The following is a 25,893-nucleotide window of genomic DNA, read 5'->3' as shown; positions in this document are numbered from 1 at the left end:
TGGAACGTAAAATTATATTTCAAACAAAATAACTCATTGCTAGTTTATAAACGCACTTTCATTTTCACTGTTTTATCCAAGAGCTTCGATTTTAATCTTTTTGTAAAGCTAAGAAAAGCATAAGAAAAAGGCTAACAGATGGAGTATCCTTCTGAGAGCCTTCTTCTATTTGTGTAATATACTTAGATATGGCCAACATAATAATGCCATACTAATTTTTCGATAAAACAGAACTTGACTTTAATCTTGTCGAAGTGCTTGAATAACATCAATTTTAGTTGCCTTTCGAGCTGGGCGCCAGCCACTCAGAATTGCTACCCCAATGCTAATTGCAGATGCAATTAGTACCAATTCCCATGGTATTGTTGAAAAGCGAATACCTAACTCGCCAATACCACTTTCAGGCATCACAGCTTCTAAAATCTTTGGTAAGAGAAGATTGGAGGCAAAACTAATTATATAAGATATCAAAATGGCGAGCACCGTCCCTAAGATCCCTATATAGGCACTTTCCATCACAAACAATCGCTGAACTAGCCTTGGTCCCGCTCCAATAGCTTTCATTACACCGATTTCTCTTATACGTTCGGTTACAGCCATTGTCATCGTATTATATATTCCAATGGAAGCAATCAATACTGCAATTGTTCCTACAAAAATGAGACCTATTTTTAAGGCTAAGAAAAATACGTTGAGTTGATCTAATTGCTCTGTGACAGAGTAAACAGATAAGTGCATAGATTTAAGTTTTTTAAGAATACCTTTTACCGCTTCAAGATCTGTAGCATAGACTGCATGGCTTACGTAATAGAAGTCTTTTTCTTTCAACTTCTGATCAGCCACCTTATTATAATCACGGAGAACGATTGGCTTCATTGCTTCATCCATTTGGATAGTTGAATCTGTTAACCATTCTTTCACTGGCTTTTCGCCAATACCTACTACTTTATAGTTACGTGTTTTGGTTTTTTTGTCATCCTCTGTTTGGAATGCAACTGTAATTTCTTTTCCTAACAGTGATTGTTGTAGCCCTTTCTTATTTTCCTTTTCTTTTGTGGTGTCATCTTCTTTTTCCATCGCTTTTAATTCTTGTTTCGTTAATAAATTTTGCCCTAAGTTGTACCCTACAATAACTTCATTCTTTTTTGAAGGATATGTACCTTGAGACAATTTTAATTTTGCTTTCTTGGCTTGTTCAAAATTACTGAAGCTAATCTCGCTGTTGCCACTCCTTTTTTCAAACTTTACAGTAGGAAATGCAGAGGCTTGGATATTTGATTTATTTACAATTGCTTGTACATTAGGTATGCTCCTAATCGCTTTTTCATCTAACTTTTCTTCATCATTTGAATACACTTCAATTTTTGTAACAGCGCTATCGGATAGAATCTCTTCCTTCATGGTTCCCTGTAAACCAAAAGCAATCGAAGCGAGTACAATCAAAAATGCACAGCCCATTGTAGTTGCTAATACGGTTGTAAAAATGCGCATCCGGTTTTTCTTGACATGCTGCCTAACAAAATCTATTTGGTCTTTAAATAGCAACGGTCTCTACCTCCTTTAATACTCCGTCGTGCATGCGGAATGTTCTATTGGCAATCGTAGCCACTTCTTCGTCATGAGTAATAATGACAAAGGTGATGCCCATTTGTACGTTTAATTGTTTAATTAGCTGTAAAATTTCTTGTTCCGTCTCTGAGTCAAGGCTGCCTGTAGGTTCGTCCGCGAGTATAATCGGTGGATTTGTCACCAGGGCACGCGCTATACAAACTCTTTGCTGTTGACCACCTGAAAGTTCATTTGGGTAGTGGTCTGCTACTTTTTCTAGCTCTACCTTCTGTAAAATTTCTTGTACATGTTGCTTTCTTGATTGCTTAGGAACTCCTTTGATTTTGAGTGGAAGCTCTATATTCTCCTTAGCCGTCAATCCTGGCATCAGCTGAAAGTTTTGAAAGATGAATCCTGTATTCACCATACGGAATTTTGCGTGTTCCGCTTCGGTAAAATTGGTTGTTTCCTTTCCATTCATATGAATGGAGCCTGTTTCTGGTTTTAAAAAACCTGCTATGACATTTAATAATGTGGATTTCCCTGAGCCACTTTTGCCCACAATAGAGATGATCTCTCCATCATTAATATTAAACGAGATATCCTTTAATACAGGAACCCCTCTTTCATTTCCTTTCTTTCCAATTTTAAAAGTGTGACTAATATGCTGTAATTGAATCAAAATCGCGTCCTCCCTATTCTTTCACTCTATTTTCCAGTATATATCCACTTTCTTAATAAAAAGGTAGGAAGAAAATGAAGATTTTCTTAAGATTACTTAGAATGTATGAAAAAAGAAGCCATAAAAATGGCTTCTAATAAGGAGTTATTCTTTATTTTCTTTATCTCTGTCGTCATCTTTATTCCGATATCTGGAAAAGTCTTCTTCTTCCCCAAACTCAGTTGAATAGTCGAAGTTCCTTTGTCCGCTTCCCATTGTCTCTTCCGCTTCATCACCGATAGGCATGAATAAAAGCGTAAGACATGCTAATCCACTTAAGCCAACAAGTGCATAAACTACTCGAGAAATAGGCGCTAATTGCCCGCCAAATAAGGAAGCAACCAAATCGAATCTAAAGAAACCAATAAGTCCCCAGTTGATAGCACCGACAATTGTTAGTACTAAGGCAATACGCAAAATCGTCTTCATCCTGAACACCTCCCCTGCTGTAGAGTGAAAAGCGAGTGGGATGACAAAAAAGCCACCCCACCATTGAATCTTTATCGTCTATGTTCGACTAAGTCTATGGCGCCTAAGACCACATGCGCAAGGCCAAAGCCAATGATCGACCCTCTATAAATCGGCTTTAAAGCTTTATTATTGCGAAGTGACATACCTGTAATCGTAACTGCCGTTCCAAGCACGGTAGGAATTAATCCTTCTCGATCCATCGCCATAAAAACGCCTCCCCAAATGATTAAGATTCCTTGTTATCTTTTGCATTCAGACATATTTAATACTACAACTGAAGAGAAGTATTTTTTTACAAGACAATGTCCAACCTAATAAAAAAACTGCAAATGAACGCCAAATAAATGGAGTTCAAATACAGTTTTTTTAAGTAATATTCTTAGCTTGAAGCAATGACTATCTGATTTCTTCCTTGTTTTTTCGCCTGGTATAAACATTCGTCTGCTTTCCCAATTAACATGGAAGGAGACATGTCTGCATGATTATATTCAGCAATGCCCGCTGAAATGGTAATTGGCTCTCCTGTTGGACTATTGGTTGCTTCTAATTCTCTGCGCAAGTTTTCTGCTATATCAAAGGCTTGTTGATTATTGGTGTATGGCAAAACCATGATAAATTCTTCGCCCCCGTATCTACAACAAATATCTGATGGCCGTGCAACTGATCGGATTTGAGATGCTAAGAATTGTATTACTTCATCACCTACATTGTGTCCATAGGTATCGTTTACAGCTTTAAAATGGTCAATATCCATAATGACGAGAGAAAATGGAATCTTCTCGGTAGTAAATTCCTTTAACTTCACATCAAGCGTCCTGCGATTTGTCAGCCCTGTCAGTGGATCTGTTGTTGATTGATCCATAAAGAACGTCACTTGTTGATGTAAAAAGCTCAGACTTTGAATTAAGGCCGTCTTTAATTGCCTTACCTCGTAATACCATGCTTTCACATCAGACAAGTTCTTAGACTCATCCTTTTGCATACTGTTCTCTGCTAGCTCTGCTAGGCGCTGTAGTGGTTTAGATATTTTGAGTGCTGCCCAAATGATAATAACCAATGTCACAATAAGAAGTGGAAATGCGACGTACAACATTTGTTTAACCATCGTTACTGCTGGCTCCAAGGATATGTCCGTCGGCCTTTGTGCCACGACTCCCCAGCCCGCATTTCCGACAATTGCATAGCCTGCCAGCATATCTTTACCCTTTGAATTGATGACACGTTGCGCTCCATTTGGTTCCCGACTCATAATTTTTTGTATGACTGCATTATTTTTTATAACTTCATTAATACGAGAGTGATCTTGATGATAAATAATCCGACCACCACGGTCTACTACATAGACATATGAACCATCGTTATAAAAATGATTGCCCAGTAATTCATATAGAATATTACTTTCCTCAAGATAGATAGTGCCACCTACTAACCCCAGATATTTTCCGTTATTAGAGAATATAGGGGCTGATATAAATATCAGTTCCTTTTGGGTTAGGCCCTTGAAGGGGTCAGAAACCATTGGCTCTTGTTCTTTTAAAGCCTTTTTTACTGCAGGTAAATCAGCCATTCTGCCCTTCAAGTTGAGAGATTGGGGAGATGTAGCAATAATTTCCCCCTTCTTATCAATAATAGAAACAGAGTTAAATGTATTGGTTTGCATTTTAAGCCGGTCTGCCTCTTCTAATAGACGCTTTTCATCATTTATATAGGTTGCGAGAATATTAGTATTATATGTTAATGTTTGTAATGTTTCATTTAAGTAGTTATTAGCAGTCGTTGCCAACTTCTCTGCATATACTCTATTTGTTTCTAGCGTATTATCCATTAGCGTTTGTTTATTCATTCGATAGCTACTAAAAAGACTGCTGCCGATTGTTAAGGCGAATGCTAATATTGCAACACCTATAATTAAATGCTGCAGCTTCAAATATTTTTTTCTCATATGATTTACTCACTCATTTTTTAAAAATTTGAAAGGTTACACCATTAGCAGATTATACATGAATATTGGATTGCTTTATATGCTTATTAAGAACGAAGAATAGGAAATATCACTGTCAGTAAATAGGTATTTTGGTAATTAAAATGATTTGTTAACCTTTTTTACAAATATCAAATTTGCTCTTCGTCATAGCTGTTGAAATATTTTGAGACAATCCTACTAGGAGAAATAAAGTCTCTTATTTGCATTCGAACCTCTAGTGATATACGCTTTTAAAGAAAAGAAATTTTATCCAAAGGAGCGATGGAACGATGTACGTAGTAACAAACCGTATCAAAGTGAAAAAAGGATTTGCAGAGAAAATGGCGCCGAACTTTACTCGCCCTGGAGCATTACAATCATTTGAAGGCTTTGTAAAAGTGGAAGTAGCTGTTAGCAAAGACTTTGAAGATTATGATGAAATGAGCGTCAACATGTACTGGGAAAACCTTGATGGCTTTAAAAAATGGCGTGAAAGCGATGCATTTAAACAAGCACATAAACGCCCAGCTGCTGATTCAAATGAGGGTCCAAAAGAATCACCAATGCTTGGAAGCCAAATTGTTGTAGCGGAAATCGTTTCTCGCATTGAAGCTTCAACACAAGCCTAATAAAAAAGCTCTTGCGTACAGAAATACTGTTCGCAAGAGCTTTTTTCTATTAAGGTTTAAGAATGCATAATTTCTCCGCCATTTACATGGATGCACTGGCCAGTCATGTAGGAAGCATCATCTGATGCAAGTAACACATATGCACCTACAAGTTCACGTGGTTGACCTGGACGCTTCATCAGTGATTCAGTACCAAATTGCTCTACTGCTTTTTCATCAAAGGATGATGGAATAAGAGGAGTCCAGATTGGTCCTGGTGCAACCATATTTACACGGATCCCTTGGCCAACGACATTTTGTGCAAGGCTTCGTACAAAGCCCACTATTGCACCCTTAGTTGATGTATAGTCGATTAATTGTTTGTTGCCTTTGTAAGGATTAATAGAAGTGGTTGCGATAATAGAGCTTCCTTCTTTTAAATGAGGCACTGCAAATTTGCTTAAATAGAATAATGGATCCATATTGACAGCAAATGTTTTTTTCCATTGTTCTGTTGTGATATCTGTAATGCTGTCCACCGGATATTGAACAGCTGCATTGCTTACGACAATATCAATTTTGTTAAACTCTTTTAATGTGTCATCGATCAGTTTTTTACAGGTTTCCTCTTGTGAAATATCACCTTGGATTAATAGACATTTTACATTTTCGTCTTCTATCATTTTTTTCGTTTCTTCAGCATCACCATCTTCATCTAAATAATTAATGACGATATTGGCACCTTCTTTAGCATAAGCAACTGCTACAGCTCGGCCGATTCCTGAATCTCCACCTGTAATAATTGCCACACGATCTTTCAACTTACCGCTTCCTACATAATCCATTGGTTGAATTGGTAGAGGATTCATTTTTGATTCAACGCCGGGTTGATGTTCTTGTGTTTGACCTGGTTGTCCGCCTTTTTGTTGTTCATTAATGTTCATTTTATATCTCCTCCTTATCGTTTTTACATTCAAACCATAGCCATCTCTGTTTAAAAATAAACATAAGAAAATATACACTCAATAAATATAAAAACGGCCAAACGCTTCTAAACTAGAAGTGTTTGGCCGTATTATTATTATCTTCTTCTTATAAAGATCCGTATCCAATGATGCGTGGAGCCCAATAGCTTCCGCTTGCTACACTTTGATATTGAACTTTATTTCCTGCCGCATGCAATACACGTTTATTGCCTGCATAGATACCAACATGTGTAATCTTTGTACTTCCTGGTGTTGCACCAAAGAAGATTAAATCTCCTACATCTGGGGTACTTACTTTTTTAGTGGCAGCGCGTTGTGAACCTGTGTTATGCGGTAAGCTGCCATATCCTGCTTTTTTATATACATAAGATGTAAAACCTGAGCAATCAAAGCCTGATGGTGTTGAGCCGCCCCATACATACGGAACACCAAGATACTGGCTTCCCACGCTAATAAGTTTATTACCTTTTACAGCATTTGATACCTTTTTAGTTTTTGTATATTTTTTAATATATGTTTCAGCAATCCAGCCTTTTTTGCCTTTGTATGTTACTTTGTACCATTTTTTCTTCTTAACAGTTTTTCTATAAGATGCTTTTACTACTGCGCCTTTTTTCAATGTAATAATTCTTTTTGCTTTTGCAGATGTATCTTTTCTCATATTAAGTTTAGCTTTTGCTTTAAATGTTGTAGAAACTTTAACAGCTTTAGCACTTGAAACAGCTGTAATGCCTGAAGTGTGATTAGTTGCAACAGTCTTGGCTTGTGCCATTTCATCAGAGGATGTTCCGAATAATGCACCAATGCCTAATGATAAAGTTAATGTGCCAGCTGTAATCACTTTAAATACTTTTTTATTCATGTATGTTATTCCTCCATCGTTCTTTTGATTATTATTTGATCTATTTAAACGGTTCATGTTGTTTTCTTGTTAGCTCACGTTCTCCATATTAGGCAATTTCAAACGGATAAACAACTACATTCCAGTTACAAGGTGATTACTTTTTATTACAAATAATACAAAAGGGGAGGTTTTTGATATTTTTTTAATACTTTAAAAGCTGCTGACATAAACGGTACCGAGTTATTTAACATCCAATTTTATAAAGAATTTCGCTTTTAGTGCATAACATGAGATAATGGGTGTAACCTCATACTGTAAAAGCAGCTGCTATTTTCATACTTGTTACTATAGCGCTGGCTTGAGATAAAATAATGTTGAAGGATGACGAAATGACTACAATACAAACATTGCGAGTAGACCCCAAATATGTAAACGATTTAAAAAAGGGCTATCCCCTTATTCTAAAAGACGCAATCCTAAATAAAGATGTACTACAAGATGAAGGTGATTTAATACGCCTAGTTGATCAGCATAACCGCTATGTCGGAACAGGCTATTATGGCAACCAAAATAAAGGGATTGGCTGGGTATTCACAACAAAAGAACACGAAACGATTGACGACGAATTCTTCAAAAAAAGACTGGAAAAAGCTCTTTCGCTACGCGAAAACTTTTATAATGATTCAAATACAACAGCTTTCCGCGTGGTAAATGGTGAAGGAGACGGCATTGGTGGCTTAACGATTGACTATTACGATGGCTACTATATGGCGAGCTGGTATAGCGAAGGAATTTATTCATTTAAAGAATCTATCTATAATGCACTAAAGGAATTAGTGGACTTTAAAGGTGTTTACGAGAAAAAACGATTTGATACAAAAGGCCAGTACATGGAACAAGACGATTTTGTGATGGGGACTGAAGGTGATTTCCCTATTATTATTAAAGAAAATGGCATGAACTTTGCCGTGGACTTGAATGATGGAGCAATGACGGGTATTTTCTTGGATCAACGAGATGTGCGAGAAGCTATACGTGATCATTATGCACAAGATACAAATATGCTCAATACATTCTCTTATACTGGCGCATTTTCAGTGGCGGCTGCTTTAGGTGGTGCAGTGAAAACAACAAGTGTTGACCTTGCTAAACGTAGCCTACCAAAAACGATTGAACAATTTAGCGTAAATGGTATTGATTATGAAGCACAGGACATGAAGGTAATGGATGTTTTCCAATACTTTAAATATGCAGCGCGTCACGAATTAAAGTTTGATTTAGTAGTACTAGATCCTCCAAGCTTCGCGCGTAATAAAAAGATGACCTTCTCAACAGCTAAGGACTATCCCAAATTATTGGCTGACGCCATCCAAATCACAGAAAAAAATGGTATTATTGTGGCATCCACAAATAATGCAAGTTTCGGTATGAAAAAGTTTAAAACATTTATCGACCAAGCATTTAAAGATACAAACGCTAAATACAAGATTGTTGAACAATATGGTTTACCAAAAGACTTCAGAGCAACTCGTGAATTCCCCGAATTCAATTATTTAAAGGTTGTCTTTATAAAAAAATTAAGCAAATAATATAAAGCTGCTGTTTTTTATACAGCAGCTTTTTTCTTATATTAATCAATTTTAATGACTTTGCGTAGTCTTAAAGCAAAGAGGCCTGCAAAAATGGAAAGGATAATATCCTTTGGCAACGGCGGCAGCATCCAAAGCCATGCCATTTTATAAGTAAATCCTTCTGGGGCTTGTGCCCACAATTTGTAGGCATAGTACATCCATGTTGTACCAAATACATAATTGATTACTAGTCCTACTAAAGCAGCTGCCAAATACATTGTCTTTGTCCGGCTATGTTCTACCATCTTTCCTATTATGTAAGCAACCATTATAAATGTTACGATAAATCCAAACGTTGGGCTCAAAATAACCGAAAAGCCACCACTAAACTTTGCAAACACTGGTGCCCCTACTAAACCTAGCAACGTATAAACCAGCATAGAAACAGTACCCAAACGGCTACCTAATACTAAACCTGCTAAAATAGCAAAGAAGGTTTGCATTGTGATGGGTACGCCTCCTATTACGAGGAAGGAAGACACGTTTGCACCAATCATCATTAAAGTTGCAAATAAGCCACAATAAGCGATCTCTCGTGCCGAAAATCTACCTTTTACATTTGTAACATTTGTTGTCATTTTGTTCTTTCTCCCCTTTGTTAACCAAATATATTTATAGGTTAACATAAATCAAGAGAAATAAAACTATTTTTTTAGGAATTCGACAATTTTTTATTCTTCCTCATCAAAACCAAATAACTTCTCTTCTTCACTTTCATATATTCGACCCAAATTATTTGTATCCCTTTCAACCTGAAGAATAATGATACATTGCCTTTTATCCGTTTGGATAATGGGTAACTCTTTTATTTCAAGAACAGTAACCAAATCATTCTCATATTCTTTTTGATAGGCTTTCATCTCAACGACTATATTTTCTAGATCCTCTTGATCGCCTCTGTAAACATCAAGTATTACTTCCACTTCATATTTTTCTATCATGCGTCATAGCTCCTTTTGACAATTATAGCTCCGCTCCAGATGGCGCTTTCCGCGGGCTTGGCTTCAATCTCCTCATCACTTCGTTCTTGCGGGGCTTTCAGCTCAAGCTATTCCCGCAGGAGTCGCCATCTTCCGCTACTCTATAAAATGGCTGTGCTTTGTAACGAAAATACTTTCGGTTATATCTAGATTTCTATCTCTTGAATAAATTTTCCTTTGAAAAATATAAAGTTTCTAAATGTAGTTACTTTCTAAATTATCCAATTTTACTTCCATCTAATGATTACTATCTATTGCTAATATTTATTCTTTCAATTTTTATTCCTTAGACTGTTCATGTGCAATGTAGGTACTACTGTTTTATAATAGAGATAGGTAATAAAAGAAATGATTGAGTTAAAGAAAGGATTTTTATGTTTAGAAATAAGAAAATTAAAATCCATGTCTCTGGTTGGCCTGCGTTATGTCTATTAATTGCCATCATGGCCGTACTGCTACTATTGGCCATTACTCTACCATACTTTGGGTTTTTTGGTTTATTTAATATATTGGCTAAGTTTAACTTGGCAAGCATGGAGTTATTCGAAAAAGGTTATCAAAATTTCTTTTACTTTGAATGGTTACTAATTTTGATTATTGCGATGGTTATTATTCTAGATTTAATAAGTCTAATGATCATTGCCGGTAGCAACCTGAAGCTGGCATTTCCTATTAGTACTATGAGCACAATCATTCAATTCTTGTTGAGTTTAACTATTTTTAAAAAGGTAATCATACCTAGCTTTCAACATGTACAGATTACATGGAAGGGTTCGTTAATTCTCTTTCTTCTCATCTACCTTGTGACGAGTGTATTTAATCATGAGACGCCTAAAGAAAAAAAGGTAAATAGCTAGCAACTTCACCCTCAAATAAACCTTGATATATATATAATAGTATGATAAAATCCTTTAAGTTCAGTTCTTTTTTGAAGAGTTGAACTTTCGTGTGAGTATAAACCTAATTTTGGGTCTTGGTGAAAACCTTGACCCTTTTTTTATTTCTCAAAAAAGAAGCCCTTTTCAAAAGAAAAGGGCTTGTTTTATTAATTGTTAATATACATTTCAAAGACTTCGCTATAATCCTTCTTGACGAATTGTTTCTTGCTTTTAAGCATCCAGTCATTCGCGAATTGTGTGATTTGTTCAAAGGCCTGTGCAGGCGTACCTTCTTGCGTGTTCATCTTACCGATTGCCTGTGCTGCCAGTGATAAGCTACTTTCTGCTATTTCATATTTTTTTTGATTATGAATCATTTCTTGGGAAATAGCATGTAATGCCTTATAAAGATCTTTAATCTCTGTATCGAACTTTTTGTGAATATCAATCGAAAATGGCTCGTTGTTCATAGTAAATTTAATCTCTATATCTAAATCTATTGTTCCTGCTGTTTCTAACATTACATTTGAGATATGTGAGTGTTCATAATCATATCTCTTTAAGAGCCGCTTTTTGCTGATTGCTGAATCGCCATCTACATGGACCAAACTATAATTAGTGAAGCAGTACTCATCTGCTTTCGTTTTGATTAAATAATAGATAACTTCTCCAGCTTCATGCAAGACAAAATCATCGGATTCCGTTTTATCAAAATCTTCTTTTGCTATCACCATGCCAATATCTGATAATCCTAATGCATCTGATGCTAATTTTTTGAACATCTTGAACCCCTCCTATTCTCTATTCCGTTAGATAGACTACTCTGAAATGCGTGTGAAAAATTCAAGCAATTTAGCGTGATCCGATATATTGTGATTGCACTGCTCCCCATTTATACAAATATAATTGCTATATTTAGTGAACGTCTCAGCTGTCTGTCCCTTCGTTTTGGTAGTAAACAGACTCACCTCACCATGATGGTTGCAGATAGAACAAACCCCTTTTGTTACTTTGGTGCTCATCGTCCCTTTTAAAGCTTTCAGATTACCTTCATCTTCTATAACAATATATTTGCGATGCGTTTGGGTATCATCCCAATTCAAATAGCAAATATGCTGAAAGTCCAAATCTTCTAGGTTTGGTAGCTTTAGTTTCTTCTCTTTTCTAAAAAGTTTTTTTAGCTCTGCTGTTGAGATTTGGTAAAAAGGAATGACATAAGGCTTTAGGCTTTGCAAAAACGAATCGCCTTGTTGGCGTTCTGTAATTGTGTATAACGGTTCAATTAGCTTTGTTTGTTCTTCAGATGGATCAATTGCATTGAAAATTTCATTTTCCACGAGTCCTTTTACAGCTTGAAGTACATTTTTATCTTTTGTTGTTGTATAGGCGTTTAATAGTTTATTCAGTTGCTGCTCAATTAGATGAAAATTTGCTACTGATAAGAAAGATTTTATTGTTTTTTCCATTCGAAATCACTCCATTAAATAGGTTTTTAAATGAGCTACCTAAAGAAATGATTCATTGCATTAACAGTGCTCCATTTCTTTAGCAAAAGAATAGTATAGAGCATGCATTACAGTTGAATGCAGACATTTTGGATGCCTCCTAAAAATCAAGTTATCTCTATACTAACATCTACATTTTGGAAAAACAATTTGCTATCAAACGCAAACAAAAAAAGCACTCAGAATTCCTTGAGTGCTAATCTGGTGTAATGAAGAGTGAATGTAATCCCTTATTCTCCTAAAAGAATACGCTCTTTACAAAATGCTAAAATCATCGCTTCTTCATCTTCTTCTAAAGCAAAGTCTAATACTGAAGCATCTGCTTTTGCAATTAAGAAGTAATTGGCAATGGCAATCTCATCATTTTTTTTGGAGATAATTACTCGTATCTCAAGCCCGCCCTCTCTATAGAGTTCGTCTTCTTCATCTATCTCTATATCCAGCAAAAACTCGTATCGTTCACCTTCAATAATGTGTGTAGGGTCCACGATTTCTTCCATTGTGTATGCTAATATGTCCAATCATATCGCTCCTTTTAAAGCTTTCATTATTTTATAATATAGGAAATCGAAAATATGTAAAGCAAAGGGGCGCGTACATCATGAAAGAGCTAATTTATTATCAAGATGTGATGATGAAGGAATTTGAAGCAAGTATACTTAAACAAGCAATAGCCGAAGACGGGAGAAAATATATTGTCTTAGACAATACTGCTTTCTACCCTACAGGTGGCGGCCAGCCGCATGATACAGGTTATTTAAATGATGTAGAAGTGGTGGATGTAGAAAAAGTAGATGGAAATATTCGGCATTATGTTCTTTCTTTCTTGCCGGAAGATACAAAAACAGTGCACGGCAAGTTAGATTGGGAACGCCGATTTGATCATATGCAGCAACATGCGGGTCAACACATTCTCACGGCATCCTTTGTAGAGTTATTTAATTATCAAACAGTCAGCTTCCATCTTGGACAGGAGACTGTAACGATTGACCTTGATACCTCAGAACTAACGGAAGAAGAGCTCCAAGCCGTTGAAAAAAGGGCAAATGACATAATCCTTGATAATCGCCAAATTGAGACAAAGTGGATCACAGAAGAAGAGCTTTCTAAATATCCTTTACGTAAAGCAATTCAGGTAACGGGTGAAATCCGACTCGTCATCATACCGGAGTTTGATTATAATGGCTGCGGTGGTACTCACCCTATCACAACTGGCGGTGTACAAGCGATCAAAATTCTATCAATTGAGAAACAAAAAAATAAGACCCGTGTCCATTTTGTTTGCGGTATGCGCGTTGTACACGAACTAGGTTGGAGAAAAAAGGAGTTATCGAAGGCAGCGAAATTGGCCAATGCTCCCGAAAAGGAAACAGCTGGTGCTGTACAAAAGTTGCTTGATACTCAAAAATCTTTAGAGAAAAAGTGTACCCAGGCGGAGAAACAGCTTCTTTCATATGAAGCAAAAGAATTGGCTATGGAAAACCCTACAGATTCCATAATCAAAAAAGCATTCGTTAACCGTTCCATACAGGAATTACAGCAACTAGCGCGTTCCATTGTAAAACTGACTCCAGCAACCACTATACTATTTGTTTCAAAGGATAGAGAGCAGGTCCAATTTGTTGCAGCAAAGGGAAAAGATACTGACCAAGTCAGCATGAAGGATGTATCCAATGCCGTTTTCTCTGTAATCGATGGCAATGGCGGAGGCAATGATACATTTGTGCAAGGCGGGGGCAAAACAGGTCTTTCTCCTAATGAGTTACTAAGTAAAATGGTAGAGGCTTTAAATAAATAAGACAAAAAAGACTGTAGAACAATCTTCTACAGTCTTTTGTCATTCATCACCATAAAGGATGGCTGATTGGCGATTTTTTCAATAAATATATTCCAATCTATCATCATAGTATTGTAATGGAAGTCATCCGGCTTACCTGCTGGATAAGTGATATGCTCTGCATCAGAAAAGAAATCATCCCAATCATTTGGCTGCTGGTACCGTTCAAGCTCACTTTTTTCCACTGTTTTCTTTTGGAATTCCTCATATGCAAGCGGTATAATTTCTAGAAAAATCTTTTCCACGTTCCCCTGTTGAATAGAGGAGCGCATTTGCCTTAGCCAATAATGAATAATCTCTGCATCTAATTTGCTATAGCTATGTGATTGTATAGAATAAGGGCCGTGTTTTGCCTCTTCTTGCCGCTTATTGAGATCTTCAATTTTATAATCTACAAATGAATCATACACCCCTTTTAATTTCTCCTTTAAGGATGCAGATATCTCTTCTGTTTGAAGCAATACCACTAGCTTCATTGCTAAGAAACCTAGCTCTACCCCTAATTGCTCTTCACTGACAGCAGTCGATTTTTGATTAATCAGCCATTTCTTTGCAGATTGATAAAAGGCTCCTGCCGCAGCTAAGTCGATTACTTGGTAACCATTAGCTGAAATAGCCAATTGCGCTTGCATTTTAACCCCCGTGAAAAGAAGACGCAGCAAATCCCCCATAAAATAGGAATCTCTTTCAAGCCATGCATCCTGCGAGCCTTTCAGCTGAGCATAATCAGGATTTTGTTCTAGAAACTCCTTATACTGATCCACTTTCTGCTGGTAGATAACCATGATGGAATGGCGCATATATTCTTTTTCGCCCACAGCTCCATTTCGTTCGAAGAAATCTCCCACTGTTTCTGTATAAGCATTAATTAGCCGCTCTAATCCCCTGCTCCAAATATCTTCAAGCTTCTCTAACTGCTTTATTTCTTCCTCACCCGAAAAATCTCTTGCAATACGTTCTCTATATGTACAATATTCGGATGCCAAAAAGTCTATACGCTCGCCAATAGCTGCAATTCTCTCAAAGCTTAAGCCACCTTTAGCACTGACATTGAACTCTACCATTTTCCAAAAGATCTCTTTTGGTAATCCAACTGATTCAATTTCTTCCTTTGTAAGTGCTTGCAAGCGCATGCGCTTATTTGCTGAGAAATGGTTCGGCCAACGCTTGTATCCATCATCTATATACTGTTTTCTTAAATTCTTGATCCTCTCAGTTGTGATCTCTTCTTGAGAGATGTTGAGCGGTAAAGGCCTATCATCTAGTTCTCTCATTGCCGATCAAACTCCTTTAAGCCATATAATAGCCAATAATGTTACACCTATTCTATCATAGGCTTTCGGAAAATGTACTTTTACAATTGGCAGTCATTTTTGAACAATTAATTTATTGAAATCTTTTACTTTTACTCCTCTAGGTACCTTTAAATCTATTATTGTATACCCTGGAAGAATCAAACTATAACTCTTGTTGTAACCTTTGAAATAAGGTGGATTAAATGGGAAGAGTGGCATAGTATCTGTTGCAACTCTAAATCTCTTATCTATTTCTCTCGCCCCGTGAATCGTAATTGTGCTTGGTGTTTTTCCATCCACTTTTACAAATGGCTGACTTTCATTTAATTGTAATGATAAATAATACGCATTTGTATGATAGACTGTGCCTTCTACTACACGTTTTTCTGTATTAACTTTATTCATATAAATAATGATTTGACCTATATCACTAACTGTATTAGATGTGATAAACAGTTTATTATTGGGCACATCAGTTGTGAATGTCTTTACAAAAAAAGGTTCTTCTTTACCTTTCAATTGTCCATTCTCTGCACGCTCTAGAAAATCAGTATTCTCTTTCACAATTGTATTTTTTTCTTGTTTAGTCATTGGCACTACATCTGGCTTAAACACACCAACATAAATTGTAGCAACCAGCAATAAAATAGCATATATAGCTATAATCAGTTTAATCTTCCGAATGCTTTCAATATTAATTAGCCTACGCATCAAAGTAATAAGCAGAATTCCCATTAGTATAAAGATACACGCGACAATTAGCCCCATTATCCTTTCACCTCCTGCTTATTTCTCATCAAATAAACAAGCCCTATACAAAGAAGTGATAAGCCTAAAAAGGGTAGATTAAATAAGAATGCTTCCTGTGAAAAAATGCCGTTTCTAAGAAATCCATAAAGTGAATCTATATAATAATTGATTGGTAAAAGAACTATAGCCACCAAAAGAATGAATAACGGGAGAGATGCATGATAGAGTGCATGTAGAGCGTAACCCAAGCACCCTACGGAAAAGGTTACAATTGACATAGTAAGAAAATTAGCAAGAAATACTGACGGCGCGTTCCAAATGGTATAGCCCATAACAATAGAATCTTGTTTAAGTAAATCTACTAGCATGATCTCTAGATAATTGGACAACAGCATGGTAAGACCGATTGTCAGGCTGATCACCAACAGCAATAAAAAGTCAGCCAATAAATGAGCACGAACACTAAAACCTTTCGCTGATGTATTTATTCCTTCTTTACTAGGCATCTTTAAAGAAATAGCAAAAATCCAAAACAGGCTGAAGACATAAGCAATAACTGGCATAGAAAAAATAAATGTGATATTTAGATTGCCTACTGAATCGCTATCCGCAATCGTTCCATTACCTATTGTTAAACATATAAATACCAACTCAATTAAAATAAGGTGAAAGAAAGCACGGATATGCGATTCTACTTTTATAGTAAATAGTTCTTTTACTTCCCCTCGATGTGCTATATCATCAGTTAACATCCAATCCCCCCGTTTCTATACATTTAATAAGCAAGTCCTACCCGAGCTTGAATAAAATGTTCGTTCAAACATTCTTCATATGCAAATTGGGCTGTATCCCCCACAGATATCTTCATACCATCTATCGGTAATACATTTTTTTCTACTCGGTAATGCCCTTCTGCAATGCCGTCTGGTAAATACGTGGGGCAAGCGATTGTCCAAGCAAGAGAGGTCTCTTTTAACATTTGGTATACCTTTAGATGTTCTTCTGCTGCAAAAGTGGCTTTTTGTCTTGACTCGCCTGATTGAAAGCGATACTGTCCAGGCACTACCCGGCTATCTAAAATGCCCGCTGTCCCGATGGTAACAATCCTTTTTACAGCCGCCTTTTCCATCGCCAATATGATATTGGCTATTCCTGCTGTAAGGGTAGTCGTACGGTCTGTCCCAAGAGCACTGATAACTCCATCAATTTTATGTGTAAAAACTTTTTCTATATCTTCTTTTTCAAATACATTTCCTTTTATAACAGTTAGACCCTTTGTTTCTTTTATATTCTCCGGTTCGCGAACAAGAGCAATGACTTCATGTCCATCTTTTATTGCAAGACTTATTACTTCACTGCCCACTCGGCCGGTAGCTCCAAAAACAGCTAATTTCATATTGGGTAATTCTCCTTCCTCTATTCTCCCACTATTCTAACATGATTATTTTATAAATTCTTCCAAAAATAAGCTGCAAACGAGCATGAAGCTTTTGCTCAATTTGCAGCTTATTCAATGGATTATTTATTATTTCCTTCATTTGAATTTTGGCTTTTGTCGTATACAGTATAAATTCGTTCAAGCATAGGCGGATGCGTATAACGGAACCACTTGATTAAACGAGGCGGATTTACTTCACTTAAGCCTGCTTTCGTCAGTTTCTGGAATGATGATACAGCTGCTTCATGGTCACCCGTTAAGGCAATCGCATATTGGTCTGCTCTTTCTTCTTGATACCTCGATACAATATTCGATACTGGACTCGAAACAAATAACAAGAAGGATGTAATCAATAAAAACAGAGGCATAGAGCTGATATTGCTAACTTTTTTCACTCGTAAAACAGAGCCGTAATGTCTAACTGACCAGTTCATTATTTTGGCAGTTAAAAAGAGCCCAATCAGCATCAAAAGAATATAGCCTGCTACACCATAGTAGATATGCTTCTCCACATAATGTCCCATTTCATGCGCCATAATGAAGAGAATCTCACGGTCCGTTAAATTATTTAATGTCGTATCCCATAAAACAATTCGAGAGTTATTGCCTATACCTGTCACATACGCATTCATCGCATTTGTTTTTTCTGCCATATTCACTTCATACACATGGTCTGCTGGAATATTTGCTTTTTCGGCTAATGTTAATATTTTGGTTTCTAACTCTTTATTTTGTAGCGGGTAAAAATCATTGTATAGCGGATCAATGACAACCGGCTGAACGAACATAACGAAAATGGTGAAAGGAATAGAGAGCAGCCATGTATACAGCCACCAGTTTTTTAAGCTTTTTTGCATGAGCCAATAAATGGTTGCCATCACAATCGCAGACATAATATAGTTGACCCCAAAATCAATCCAACCTTCTTTAAGCCATGAAAACAATTTTTGATTGCTAATGCCGTATTCCATGCTTAGATGATAGCTATAATATCGGATAGGCAGAAGGAGCACATACGAAATGAAATTTAGCCAGAATACATAAATAGCTGTTCGAAAAACAGTTGATTTTGCCTTGGAAATAGCCCACTTTTCGAATAGACGAGATAACCCTGCAATCAAAATAAATAAATAGATAATCCACTCAAATGGTGTTACGACAAAGAAGAGGTAATTTCGAATCTTTGAGTACTCTTCGCTTAGTAAAAGTTCATGCTTCGACATAAATACTGCGGGATCCGCTACTGAACCCTTTAAACTTGCGGGAATTTGGCCAGTGCCCATGTGAAAAATATAAACATACATACAAGCTGCATATATGCCATAAAACAAAAGGGTGAAAAACAAAAATTTCTTCCTCATTTAATCGCCGCCAATCTCACCTTGGTTAATTTCCCCGCGCTAGGCGGGAGATGATCATATAAAATCTTGTATATAATTGGAGTAATTCATCTAGAATTGGCCTCCACTGATATTAATAATGAAATGTGACTTTCAAAGCTGCACTAACAGAAATAAGGCCTGCTTCTATCGGTGTGTTTGTCTCATTAGCTAAGGTTGCTCTACTATATAGAGGCTGCTCAAACGCTTGTATTTCTTCTATTTCTATAGGTTCAGAAGATATATGTACATTCATCGTCGCCGCAATGGCTTTTGCCTTTCGCCGAGCATTCAGAAGAGCCAGTTGTAGGGCTTGATGATTGTATTTCTCTGCATCATCTAGTTTAAACACAATGCCAGAAACACTATTTGCTCCATTTTTTACTGCAGTATCAATGACAAGCGCTACTTTTTCCATCTCTCTTACATTTACAGATAACGCATTGGATACCTCAAAGCCTCTAAATAGCTGATTTCCATCAATAAAATCATAATTGGGAGAGATACGATAAGAAGCTGTTTGCATATCTTCTTGCTGGATACCTAAAGACAGCAATGATTGAATCACTTGATTCATCAGCACCGCATTTTCTCTTTGGGCTTTTCTTGCTTCCTGCGCTTTTGTAATCACTTCCACCTGCAGTTTCACATAATTAGGCGCTGCTGCTACCTCGCCAAACCCAGTTACTGTAATCAAGCGTGGTGAAGTAGGCATATGATACATATTTTGATAATACAAGGGATTCCACCTTTCATCATGTTTATCCGATTATAATTCATCTTATGCTTTTTTCTTCGCTAACTTGTCACTGCATGTCTAGATATTTCAATTAAATTTGAAAGGCCAAAAAGGCAACTTATCCTTCGATGTATCGATAAGTTACCTTTATAGTTATATAATCCTTCTCCGTACTATTCAGCCATTTTGTGGTCTGATGGCAACCAGAAAGCCACAAGTGCTAAAACAGGCAATATAGAGATAAATATCATCGTATCAAAGACGCCATAATGGTCCATCATTATACCAATAACAACTGAGCCGATTGCTCCCATACCAAATGCAAGCCCGACTGTTAAGCCTGACATCGTCCCCACTTTGGTTGGCACTAATTCTTGTGCATACAAGACGGTCACTGAAAAGCTCAGCATAATGAAGAAGCCGATCAATGAAAGAAAAACCACGACTAGCCATAAAGGTATATATGGAAGTAAAAGCGCAAGTGGTATTGGAACAAGGAAGGACAGTAGAATGACTTTTTTTCGACCCATCTTGTCTGCCATTGGTCCTCCGAAAAATGTGCCGATTGCCCCTACTGCTAAGAAAATGAAAATAAATAACTGGCCTTTTTGAATGGTAAGATGATAACGGTCCATCAAATAAAAGACATAAAAGTTAGTCATGTTTGTAACATAAAAAGAGCGAACAAAAATGACTGCCATCAGCAAACCTAGTGCAATACCAATTTGCTTTTTAGTCAATACAGGCAGATTTGATATGATTGTTTTTTTCTTCTTTTGGCTTTGTTCTTTCTCAAGCTGCTCTTTATACCATATAGAAATACGGGAAAGAAGAAAAATGCCGATAGCAGCAATGATTAGAAACCAAGCAGCCCCTATTTGTCCAAAAGGTACAAGCACAAAAGCGCTAATTAATGGTGCAAGCGCTTGTCCAGTATTGCCGCCCACCTGATAAATCGATTGAGAAAGGCCTCTTTTAAAACCAGCAGCCATGAAGCTAACGCGTGATCCTTCTGGATGGAAGACGGCGGAGCCTAAACCTAAGAAAATAACAGAGAGCAGAATCATCCAATAATTCGGTGAAAACGCAATTCCTGCTAAACCAAGCATTGTGCATCCCATACCTAAAGGCAATGCATACGGCTTCGGTTTTTTATCACTGAAAAAGCCTACTACAGGCTGTAAAACAGAGGAAACCATATTCAATACAAAAGTAATGAACCCTAATTGTGTAAAGGTCAGTCCAATCTCCTTTTCTAATACAGGGAACATAGCAGGAATGACTGCCTGCAATGTATCATTAAACAAATGGCAAATCCCAATCACAACCATAATAGGATAGATAGGATTCCCTAAAGCGGATTTCGCCATTGTTGTAGCCATATACTTATTCACTTCTTTCTATCTTCATTTTATTTATCACTTTTAATTTCACTTAAAAGAACAGTATTGCCCTTTTCAACAATTGAGTACGAGTGAAGTTACACCTTATTATAGCAATTATTTAATTCCATTTTTCTTTCTATTAAGAGAATAACCTATTTTTTTACGTTCATACTAAGCGCGAATGAATAGAGGAGTGACTATATATGGAGAATTTCTGGGATTCTAATTTCTTGGAATCAAAATTTTGGGAAACAAATTTATGGGAAATGCTATTTCGAACGACTATTTCTTTTGTCGTTTTGCTCATATTAGCAAGATTGCTTGGGAAAAAACAGCTTAGCCAACTGACGTTTTTCCATTATATAACCGGTATTACCATCGGCTCTACTGCAGCAGAAATAGCGGCTCAGAAAGAAACATCCTTTCCAGATGGTCTAGTCTCGCTTGTGTGGTGGTCAGTACTTACATTACTCGCTAGTTACATTGCCATGAAATCTCCAAAGTGGCGAAATATAATAGACGGCAGTCCAACCGTAATTATTAAGAACGGCGAAATCTCAGTGCAAGCCTTAAAGTCCGTGAAGCTTCATATGAGTGATTTAATGATGATGCTCAGGGAACAATCGGTTTATTCTATCCAAGATGTTCATTATGCAATCCTAGAAACCAATGGGCAGCTGAGTATCCTTAAAAAACCAGCAGAACAATCCGCTACAAAACAAGATGTAAATGCAGACGTCTCTATTCCTGAACATATACCAACTGAGGTTGTAGTAGATGGAAAAATAGTATGGACTACAATGGAAGAGCTGAATTTAACCGAAGAAAGTCTAAGGAAGAAACTAAAGAAAAAGAATATAACTGATTTAAATGAAGTATTTTACGCACAGCTACAGCCAAATGGCTCGTTATATATTTGTACACGAACACCCGACAAAGCCCAAAAAAACGACAAGACTGGGTAGAATAATGGCGAATGTATAAGAAATAAAGAAATTTCCCAGGAAATATAAAAGAGTAGCACAATGTGCTACTCTTTTGACTCATTAAACATTTCTTGCAAGGCTTTTTGACGTGATGGCTGGATGACGACCTGATGACGGATTTCTTTCGTCTTTTGCATTGCTTCGTCGATCGTCTTCACTTTATTTAATTCAAGTAGGACAGCTGATGCAACTGTTCCAGCTTTTCCACTGCCGCTTCCACAATGAAAATAAACCTTTTTACCATCATGATAAGCGTTCAATACTTCATCTACTGCATTCCTAATAGATAGCTTTAATTCATTTGGTTCATCTGAGATCGGTGTATGGATTCGTGTATAACCCTCTTCTTTGGTTTCCTCTTGCCGCAAATCTACTACTAGATCAATGCCTTCATTAGTAATAGCATCCTCTACATCCCTTGCTCCACCAAAAAAGAGTTGATTTTCGATTAATTCGTTATATTCTTTTTTCATTTAGAATCCTCATCAAGTAATTCTTTGATTTCTTCATAATGAGGTAATGCAGTAATAGCGCCTGGCTTTGTAGCTGCGTATGCGCCTAACTGGTTCGCAAAGTATACAAACTGGTAAGCTTCTTCTATACTTTTAGGCATTCCATATACATGGACTTGTCTGAGAATTCCCGCCATAAAGGCATCACCTGCACCAGTCGTATCTACACATTCAACAGAAATCGATGGGACGTGTTTTATTTCACCTTCAAATACTACATAAGCGCCATTTTCTCCTGCGGTAACCATCACTAATGGAATTTCATATTCTTTAAGCGCCTCAACACCCTCATGAAGTGTTTTTGTTTGAGTTAAAAAGAACAGTTCTTCTTCTGCTAGCTTTAATAAATCAGCTTCCTGTAAAAAGGCGGAGATCGTTTCTTGACAAACTTGTGGACTTTCCCAGCGAAGTGGACGTATATTCGCGTCCATTGCAACAAGTGCACGATGTTTCTTTGCTAATGCCACAGCAGCCTTCGTAGTTTCAAGGGCTATAGGGTGGAACATTGTATTCGAGCAAAGATTGAATATAGAGGCACGTTCAAATGCTTCCTCACGTAAATGCTGTACCTCGACTTGTAGATCCGGTGTATCATCTATATAATTTGTAAAAATGCGTTCATGTTCTTCTGTTAAATGAACATGCACACCACTTACTCGTTTTTCTGGAATAACTTTTGCATAATTCATAATTACGCCTTCTAGATCTAGTTCTTGGCGTACAAACTGAGATGTCTCATCATCGCCTGTAACGGTAATTAATGCTGCTGGTGCTCCAATTCGGCTTATGCCTGCCGCTACATTGACAGTTGCACCGCCTAAATACTTTGTAAAAGATGTATTTGTCGTATCGTTTGCTATAAAATCAACGAATGCATCCCCATAGACGAGGATTAATTCTTTTTTTGAATCAATCATTTCGAAACCCCTTCACACATATCTTCCTTCTATCCTACCATGAAGACTTATACTACAAAAGCATTTGACGAAAAAAATTAGGTAAAATCTCATTCTTTTTTCAACATAATTGTATCCTAAAGGTACAGAATTATTAAAATTAAGTTTAGTCATTTTTGGTATACTAAATAGAGGAGGGATAGAATGAATATACGACATGCACAAATTGCAGACGCACCTTATATTGCACCACTTATTGTAGATGCTATAGGTGATATTGCCAATAGGCTAACCGGAGAAACAGAACCTCAAACTGTTTTAAATGAATTGCAGGCTTTATTTAAACGTAAAGACAACCGCCATTCCTATCTAAATACATATGTTGCAGAGATTGATGGGAATGTTGCGGGGATGATGGTGGTCTATGGAGGTGATCAAGCACAGGAGCTAGATCATAACCTCGAAAAGTGGCTAGCTGATAAGGGAGCTGAAATCCAGACTATTGAGGTAGAGGCAAGGCCTGATGAGTTTTACATTGACACCATTTGTACTTCGCCAAAATTTAGAGGAAAAGGCATTGGTACAGCACTTTTAGAATACGTGGATACCCTAGCCAAAGAAAAAGGCTACAGTAAACTTTCTCTAAGTGTTGAAAAAGAAAAAGAACGCGCACGAAAACTGTATGAAAAAATGGGCTATGTATATGCAGAACCTTGGATAATCATTGGAGAAGAATTTGATCACATGGTTAAAAAAGTTTAATGCATACGACCGGCGAAACCTACGCTTCGCCGGTTTTTCTATATTTCAACATTACTTATTCATAACGTATGCCTTGCGATAAATCCTCTAGCGCATCATGCGATAATATTCGAAAGAATTTATTTCCTCTCTCGATGATCCCCTGCTCGCTTAACTTATGGATAACTCTATCCAAATGGCGTCTGGTCGTACCTAATAAATCGGCAATTTCACCTATATTTTGGGTTTGTAGTTCCACGCCAAATTCATTATCAGGTGTAGTAATGCTTAATAAATAGCTTGCAAAACGATTCTCTACAGAAGCCAGCAAATTGACTCGTGCCGCAGTCGTGCAGGTTTGAAGCTTATAGCTAAGATGTTTGATGAGATGCTGTAAAAATAAAGGATTATTTTTTTCATGCTGGTTAATATAATCAAAAGGCAGGGCGATACATAAACACTCGGTGACAGATGTGATTTGGGATTGTACGGGTACATGACGTACCAATTCTAAATCTCCAATAATCGACAGTGGCTGGCTAAAGCGCAAAAGCAATGACTTTCCTGTACCTACGCTCGATGTGGTTTTAATCTTTCCCTCTACTAAATAAAGAAGCATTGTCATTTCTTCTCCCTCATGAAGCAATACTTCGCCAGCAGCATAATGGTAAAGGGCAAAGGGCTTGCTAGAAAAAGTAGGAAAGATTTCTTGAAGCTTATATTGATGTATCTTTTCATGAAGCTTACAGGAATCATGTATTACTTTCATAAAAGCCTCCTTTATAGACATATGTCCTATTTCATTATAAGCTGTTTTGATAAGATATTATAAGCAAAAACAGTTAATGTCTTATACTATATAGGTTTGAATATATACAGGAGTGTCGAAAATGAACAAAAATTTAATATTTCCATTAATGATTGTTGTTGGCTCCAGCTGCTACGGCATTTTATCAACCATGATTAAAGTTGCGATGCAACACGGTTTTGAGACGTCTGAAGCTGTAACTAGCCAATATGTTGTCGGCTTTTTGCTTGCCCTCATTCTTTTTGTCGCTACTCAGCGTACATTGCCAAAGATTACAGGCAAGGGTTTCTTAATTATAATGATTTCTGGCTTACTGACAGGCACTACAGGTATAGTTTACGGAAAAGCCGTTCATTATTTACCTGCTTCTTTAGCGGTCGTTATGTTGTTCCAATTCACGTGGATTGGTTTATTTTTAGATTGTATTATCCATCGAAGACGCCCATCACGTATTGAATTATTCTCACTCGTATTTTTAGTGATCGGTACCATTTTGGCAGCTGGCATTTTAGATGTAGACTTAAGCGGCCTTGATTGGCGTGGTTGGGCGTTTGGCTTTGCAGCTGCATTTAGCTTTGCTTGCTTTATGCAGTTCAACTCTCGCCCAGTTGAAGGAATTTCCACTATTGGCCGTATGACTATCATGTCATTGTTTGCTATGATTATTGTTCTTCTTTTCCAAGCACCAGAAGTTCTCGTAAATGGCAAACTTTTCGGTAGTGAATTATTTATCTTTGGTTTATTGCTAGGTTTCTTTGGTATTATTCTGCCAATCTTACTCTTCACTATAGCAGTGCCAAAAGTTGGTGGTGGTTTAGCTTCTATTTTGAGTGCGATGGAATTGCCCGTAGCAATTCTTGCCTCTGTAATAGTCATCCATGAAAAGCTTTCTATCTTACAAGTCGGCGGCATTTTATTAGTACTCGCAGGCATGATGATTCCAACCCTTTTACAAAAAAAGGCGCGACTACAAACTAAATAGCTATGCATAC

At 37.0% G+C, this 25,893-nt stretch carries 29 protein-coding genes; 7 read left to right on the top strand and 22 right to left on the bottom strand.

Features of this window, described 5'->3' with window-relative positions; all coding sequences use genetic code 11:
• Positions 1-240: 240 nt before the first annotated feature.
• The 5 genes from M2M59_RS00645 to M2M59_RS00625 all read right to left on the bottom strand — a co-directional run bounded on the left by M2M59_RS00645 (position 241) and on the right by M2M59_RS00625 (position 4,682).
• The gene (locus tag M2M59_RS00645) at positions 241-1,545 is read right to left on the bottom strand and encodes an ABC transporter permease (protein ID WP_249775166.1); all 1,305 of its coding nucleotides are present in this window, start codon (positions 1,543-1,545) and stop codon (positions 241-243) included.
• A complete protein-coding gene (locus M2M59_RS00640) occupies positions 1,535-2,230 on the bottom strand; it encodes an ABC transporter ATP-binding protein (RefSeq protein WP_147198202.1) in 696 nt (231 codons plus the stop codon). The genes M2M59_RS00645 and M2M59_RS00640 overlap by 11 nt, the downstream gene beginning before the upstream one ends.
• A gap of 144 nt (positions 2,231-2,374) precedes the next feature.
• Positions 2,375-2,698: a DUF378 domain-containing protein gene (locus tag M2M59_RS00635; RefSeq protein WP_066791389.1), complete on the bottom strand. Its 324-nt coding sequence runs from the start codon at positions 2,696-2,698 to the stop codon at positions 2,375-2,377.
• A gap of 71 nt (positions 2,699-2,769) precedes the next feature.
• Positions 2,770-2,940: an asparagine synthase gene (locus tag M2M59_RS00630; RefSeq protein ID WP_066792051.1), complete on the bottom strand. Its 171-nt coding sequence runs from the start codon at positions 2,938-2,940 to the stop codon at positions 2,770-2,772.
• 179 nt (positions 2,941-3,119) lie between these two features.
• Positions 3,120-4,682 carry a sensor domain-containing diguanylate cyclase gene (locus M2M59_RS00625; protein WP_249775165.1) on the bottom strand — a complete coding sequence of 521 codons (1,563 nt, stop codon included), beginning with the start codon at positions 4,680-4,682 and terminating at the stop codon, positions 3,120-3,122.
• Between the two features lie 311 nt (positions 4,683-4,993).
• Here M2M59_RS00625 and M2M59_RS00620 point away from each other — a divergent pair, with 311 nt between their 5' ends.
• Complete coding sequence (locus tag M2M59_RS00620; protein WP_066791385.1) at positions 4,994-5,332, top strand: heme oxygenase; 339 nt, start codon at positions 4,994-4,996, stop codon at positions 5,330-5,332.
• Positions 5,333-5,388: 56 nt separating this feature from the next.
• Here the strand turns inward: M2M59_RS00620 and M2M59_RS00615 are convergent, their stop codons facing one another.
• Positions 5,389-6,255, bottom strand: coding sequence for an SDR family oxidoreductase (locus M2M59_RS00615; protein ID WP_066791383.1), 867 nt, complete (start codon positions 6,253-6,255; stop codon positions 5,389-5,391).
• A gap of 148 nt (positions 6,256-6,403) precedes the next feature.
• Positions 6,404-7,159 (bottom strand): C40 family peptidase, encoded by a 756-nt coding sequence (locus tag M2M59_RS00610; protein WP_184117618.1) that lies wholly within the window; start codon positions 7,157-7,159, stop codon positions 6,404-6,406.
• Between the two features lie 371 nt (positions 7,160-7,530).
• On the opposite strand from M2M59_RS00610, the gene M2M59_RS00605 reads away from it, so the two are divergent.
• Positions 7,531-8,730, top strand: a complete 1,200-nt coding sequence (locus tag M2M59_RS00605; RefSeq protein WP_249775164.1) for a class I SAM-dependent rRNA methyltransferase — start codon at positions 7,531-7,533, stop codon at positions 8,728-8,730.
• Positions 8,731-8,771: 41 nt separating this feature from the next.
• Here the strand turns inward: M2M59_RS00605 and M2M59_RS00600 are convergent, their stop codons facing one another.
• Together M2M59_RS00600 and M2M59_RS00595 are read right to left on the bottom strand one after the other, a co-directional pair.
• The gene (locus M2M59_RS00600) at positions 8,772-9,350 is read right to left on the bottom strand and encodes a biotin transporter BioY (RefSeq protein ID WP_147198190.1); all 579 of its coding nucleotides are present in this window, start codon (positions 9,348-9,350) and stop codon (positions 8,772-8,774) included.
• 93 nt (positions 9,351-9,443) lie between these two features.
• On the bottom strand, positions 9,444-9,713 hold the full coding sequence (locus M2M59_RS00595) for a hypothetical protein (RefSeq protein ID WP_249775163.1): 270 nt from the start codon (positions 9,711-9,713) through the stop codon (positions 9,444-9,446).
• A 413-nt stretch (positions 9,714-10,126) separates the two neighbouring features.
• Between M2M59_RS00595 and M2M59_RS00590 the strand changes: the two genes are divergently transcribed.
• A complete protein-coding gene (locus M2M59_RS00590; RefSeq protein WP_066791376.1) occupies positions 10,127-10,609 on the top strand; it encodes a SepA family multidrug efflux transporter in 483 nt (160 codons plus the stop codon).
• Positions 10,610-10,797: 188 nt separating this feature from the next.
• On the opposite strand, the gene M2M59_RS00585 is transcribed toward M2M59_RS00590, so the two are convergent.
• From M2M59_RS00585 to M2M59_RS00575, 3 genes are all read right to left on the bottom strand, one after another.
• On the bottom strand, positions 10,798-11,412 hold the full coding sequence (locus tag M2M59_RS00585; protein ID WP_249775162.1) for a PH domain-containing protein: 615 nt from the start codon (positions 11,410-11,412) through the stop codon (positions 10,798-10,800).
• Positions 11,413-11,448: 36 nt separating this feature from the next.
• Positions 11,449-12,096: a FusB/FusC family EF-G-binding protein gene (locus M2M59_RS00580; protein ID WP_147198184.1), complete on the bottom strand. Its 648-nt coding sequence runs from the start codon at positions 12,094-12,096 to the stop codon at positions 11,449-11,451.
• 269 nt (positions 12,097-12,365) lie between these two features.
• A complete protein-coding gene (locus tag M2M59_RS00575; protein WP_184117619.1) occupies positions 12,366-12,656 on the bottom strand; it encodes a DUF6509 family protein in 291 nt (96 codons plus the stop codon).
• Positions 12,657-12,736: 80 nt separating this feature from the next.
• On the opposite strand from M2M59_RS00575, the gene M2M59_RS00570 reads away from it, so the two are divergent.
• On the top strand, positions 12,737-13,933 hold the full coding sequence (locus M2M59_RS00570; RefSeq protein ID WP_249775161.1) for an alanyl-tRNA editing protein: 1,197 nt from the start codon (positions 12,737-12,739) through the stop codon (positions 13,931-13,933).
• A 26-nt stretch (positions 13,934-13,959) separates the two neighbouring features.
• On the opposite strand, the gene M2M59_RS00565 is transcribed toward M2M59_RS00570, so the two are convergent.
• The 7 genes from M2M59_RS00565 to M2M59_RS00535 form a co-directional block, all read right to left on the bottom strand.
• Complete coding sequence (locus tag M2M59_RS00565) at positions 13,960-15,246, bottom strand: hypothetical protein (RefSeq protein WP_249775160.1); 1,287 nt, start codon at positions 15,244-15,246, stop codon at positions 13,960-13,962.
• Between the two features lie 93 nt (positions 15,247-15,339).
• On the bottom strand, positions 15,340-16,035 hold the full coding sequence (locus tag M2M59_RS00560) for a hypothetical protein (protein WP_249775159.1): 696 nt from the start codon (positions 16,033-16,035) through the stop codon (positions 15,340-15,342).
• The gene (locus M2M59_RS00555; RefSeq protein ID WP_249775158.1) at positions 16,035-16,769 is read right to left on the bottom strand and encodes a hypothetical protein; all 735 of its coding nucleotides are present in this window, start codon (positions 16,767-16,769) and stop codon (positions 16,035-16,037) included. The genes M2M59_RS00560 and M2M59_RS00555 overlap by 1 nt, the downstream gene beginning before the upstream one ends.
• A gap of 23 nt (positions 16,770-16,792) precedes the next feature.
• Entirely contained in the window at positions 16,793-17,413 is a 621-nt protein-coding gene (locus tag M2M59_RS00550) for an NAD(P)-dependent oxidoreductase (RefSeq protein ID WP_249775157.1), read from the bottom strand.
• Between the two features lie 122 nt (positions 17,414-17,535).
• Positions 17,536-18,816, bottom strand: coding sequence for a M48 family metallopeptidase (locus M2M59_RS00545; protein ID WP_150285644.1), 1,281 nt, complete (start codon positions 18,814-18,816; stop codon positions 17,536-17,538).
• A 112-nt stretch (positions 18,817-18,928) separates the two neighbouring features.
• Positions 18,929-19,573 (bottom strand): SIMPL domain-containing protein, encoded by a 645-nt coding sequence (locus tag M2M59_RS00540; protein WP_249775156.1) that lies wholly within the window; start codon positions 19,571-19,573, stop codon positions 18,929-18,931.
• Between the two features lie 173 nt (positions 19,574-19,746).
• On the bottom strand, positions 19,747-20,955 hold the full coding sequence (locus M2M59_RS00535; RefSeq protein ID WP_249775155.1) for an MFS transporter: 1,209 nt from the start codon (positions 20,953-20,955) through the stop codon (positions 19,747-19,749).
• Positions 20,956-21,161: 206 nt separating this feature from the next.
• Here M2M59_RS00535 and M2M59_RS00530 point away from each other — a divergent pair, with 206 nt between their 5' ends.
• A complete protein-coding gene (locus M2M59_RS00530; RefSeq protein ID WP_249775154.1) occupies positions 21,162-21,923 on the top strand; it encodes a DUF421 domain-containing protein in 762 nt (253 codons plus the stop codon).
• Between the two features lie 65 nt (positions 21,924-21,988).
• Here M2M59_RS00530 and M2M59_RS00525 read toward each other — a convergent pair whose 3' ends face one another.
• Both M2M59_RS00525 and M2M59_RS00520 read right to left on the bottom strand, forming a co-directional pair.
• Positions 21,989-22,417 (bottom strand): protein-tyrosine phosphatase family protein, encoded by a 429-nt coding sequence (locus M2M59_RS00525; protein ID WP_249775153.1) that lies wholly within the window; start codon positions 22,415-22,417, stop codon positions 21,989-21,991.
• Positions 22,414-23,373, bottom strand: coding sequence for a carbohydrate kinase family protein (locus M2M59_RS00520; RefSeq protein WP_249775152.1), 960 nt, complete (start codon positions 23,371-23,373; stop codon positions 22,414-22,416). The genes M2M59_RS00525 and M2M59_RS00520 overlap by 4 nt, the downstream gene beginning before the upstream one ends.
• A 183-nt stretch (positions 23,374-23,556) precedes the next feature.
• On the opposite strand from M2M59_RS00520, the gene M2M59_RS00515 reads away from it, so the two are divergent.
• On the top strand, positions 23,557-24,114 hold the full coding sequence (locus M2M59_RS00515) for a GNAT family N-acetyltransferase (protein WP_147198162.1): 558 nt from the start codon (positions 23,557-23,559) through the stop codon (positions 24,112-24,114).
• 55 nt (positions 24,115-24,169) lie between these two features.
• Here M2M59_RS00515 and M2M59_RS00510 read toward each other — a convergent pair whose 3' ends face one another.
• The gene (locus M2M59_RS00510) at positions 24,170-24,862 is read right to left on the bottom strand and encodes a Crp/Fnr family transcriptional regulator (RefSeq protein ID WP_147198160.1); all 693 of its coding nucleotides are present in this window, start codon (positions 24,860-24,862) and stop codon (positions 24,170-24,172) included.
• A 121-nt stretch (positions 24,863-24,983) separates the two neighbouring features.
• Between M2M59_RS00510 and M2M59_RS00505 the strand changes: the two genes are divergently transcribed.
• Positions 24,984-25,883 (top strand): EamA family transporter, encoded by a 900-nt coding sequence (locus tag M2M59_RS00505; RefSeq protein ID WP_249775151.1) that lies wholly within the window; start codon positions 24,984-24,986, stop codon positions 25,881-25,883.
• The last annotated feature ends 10 nt before the right edge of the window (positions 25,884-25,893 follow it).

The organism is Rummeliibacillus sp. G93, assembly GCF_023515935.1.
GTDB lineage: Bacteria > Bacillota > Bacilli > Bacillales_A > Planococcaceae > Rummeliibacillus > Rummeliibacillus stabekisii.
The sequence above is the reverse complement of the archived record's forward strand: the minus strand, read 5'-3'. Positions and strand labels throughout refer to the sequence as shown.

Excerpts from the sequence above, each read along its gene's own strand:
- M2M59_RS00515 (WP_147198162.1), top strand. The coding sequence starts at position 23,557 with ATGAATATACGACATGCACAAATTGCAGACGCACCTTATATTGCACCA.
- M2M59_RS00630 (WP_066792051.1), bottom strand. The coding sequence starts at position 2,940 with ATGGATCGAGAAGGATTAATTCCTACCGTGCTTGGAACGGCAGTTACG.
- M2M59_RS00585 (WP_249775162.1), bottom strand. The coding sequence starts at position 11,412 with ATGTTCAAAAAATTAGCATCAGATGCATTAGGATTATCAGATATTGGC.
- M2M59_RS00510 (WP_147198160.1), bottom strand. The coding sequence starts at position 24,862 with ATGAAAGTAATACATGATTCCTGTAAGCTTCATGAAAAGATACATCAA.
- M2M59_RS00610 (WP_184117618.1), bottom strand. The coding sequence starts at position 7,159 with ATGAATAAAAAAGTATTTAAAGTGATTACAGCTGGCACATTAACTTTA.
- M2M59_RS00620 (WP_066791385.1), top strand. The coding sequence starts at position 4,994 with ATGTACGTAGTAACAAACCGTATCAAAGTGAAAAAAGGATTTGCAGAG.
- M2M59_RS00535 (WP_249775155.1), bottom strand. The coding sequence starts at position 20,955 with ATGGCTACAACAATGGCGAAATCCGCTTTAGGGAATCCTATCTATCCT.
- M2M59_RS00570 (WP_249775161.1), top strand. The coding sequence starts at position 12,737 with ATGAAAGAGCTAATTTATTATCAAGATGTGATGATGAAGGAATTTGAA.
- M2M59_RS00530 (WP_249775154.1), top strand. The coding sequence starts at position 21,162 with ATGGAGAATTTCTGGGATTCTAATTTCTTGGAATCAAAATTTTGGGAA.
- M2M59_RS00615 (WP_066791383.1), bottom strand. The coding sequence starts at position 6,255 with ATGAACATTAATGAACAACAAAAAGGCGGACAACCAGGTCAAACACAA.
- M2M59_RS00595 (WP_249775163.1), bottom strand. The coding sequence starts at position 9,713 with ATGATAGAAAAATATGAAGTGGAAGTAATACTTGATGTTTACAGAGGC.
- M2M59_RS00600 (WP_147198190.1), bottom strand. The coding sequence starts at position 9,350 with ATGACAACAAATGTTACAAATGTAAAAGGTAGATTTTCGGCACGAGAG.
- M2M59_RS00565 (WP_249775160.1), bottom strand. The coding sequence starts at position 15,246 with ATGAGAGAACTAGATGATAGGCCTTTACCGCTCAACATCTCTCAAGAA.
- M2M59_RS00580 (WP_147198184.1), bottom strand. The coding sequence starts at position 12,096 with ATGGAAAAAACAATAAAATCTTTCTTATCAGTAGCAAATTTTCATCTA.
- M2M59_RS00560 (WP_249775159.1), bottom strand. The coding sequence starts at position 16,035 with ATGGGGCTAATTGTCGCGTGTATCTTTATACTAATGGGAATTCTGCTT.
- M2M59_RS00555 (WP_249775158.1), bottom strand. The coding sequence starts at position 16,769 with ATGTTAACTGATGATATAGCACATCGAGGGGAAGTAAAAGAACTATTT.
- M2M59_RS00525 (WP_249775153.1), bottom strand. The coding sequence starts at position 22,417 with ATGAAAAAAGAATATAACGAATTAATCGAAAATCAACTCTTTTTTGGT.
- M2M59_RS00625 (WP_249775165.1), bottom strand. The coding sequence starts at position 4,682 with ATGAGAAAAAAATATTTGAAGCTGCAGCATTTAATTATAGGTGTTGCA.
- M2M59_RS00505 (WP_249775151.1), top strand. The coding sequence starts at position 24,984 with ATGAACAAAAATTTAATATTTCCATTAATGATTGTTGTTGGCTCCAGC.
- M2M59_RS00520 (WP_249775152.1), bottom strand. The coding sequence starts at position 23,373 with ATGATTGATTCAAAAAAAGAATTAATCCTCGTCTATGGGGATGCATTC.
- M2M59_RS00635 (WP_066791389.1), bottom strand. The coding sequence starts at position 2,698 with ATGAAGACGATTTTGCGTATTGCCTTAGTACTAACAATTGTCGGTGCT.
- M2M59_RS00550 (WP_249775157.1), bottom strand. The coding sequence starts at position 17,413 with ATGAAATTAGCTGTTTTTGGAGCTACCGGCCGAGTGGGCAGTGAAGTA.
- M2M59_RS00605 (WP_249775164.1), top strand. The coding sequence starts at position 7,531 with ATGACTACAATACAAACATTGCGAGTAGACCCCAAATATGTAAACGAT.
- M2M59_RS00590 (WP_066791376.1), top strand. The coding sequence starts at position 10,127 with ATGTTTAGAAATAAGAAAATTAAAATCCATGTCTCTGGTTGGCCTGCG.
- M2M59_RS00545 (WP_150285644.1), bottom strand. The coding sequence starts at position 18,816 with ATGAGGAAGAAATTTTTGTTTTTCACCCTTTTGTTTTATGGCATATAT.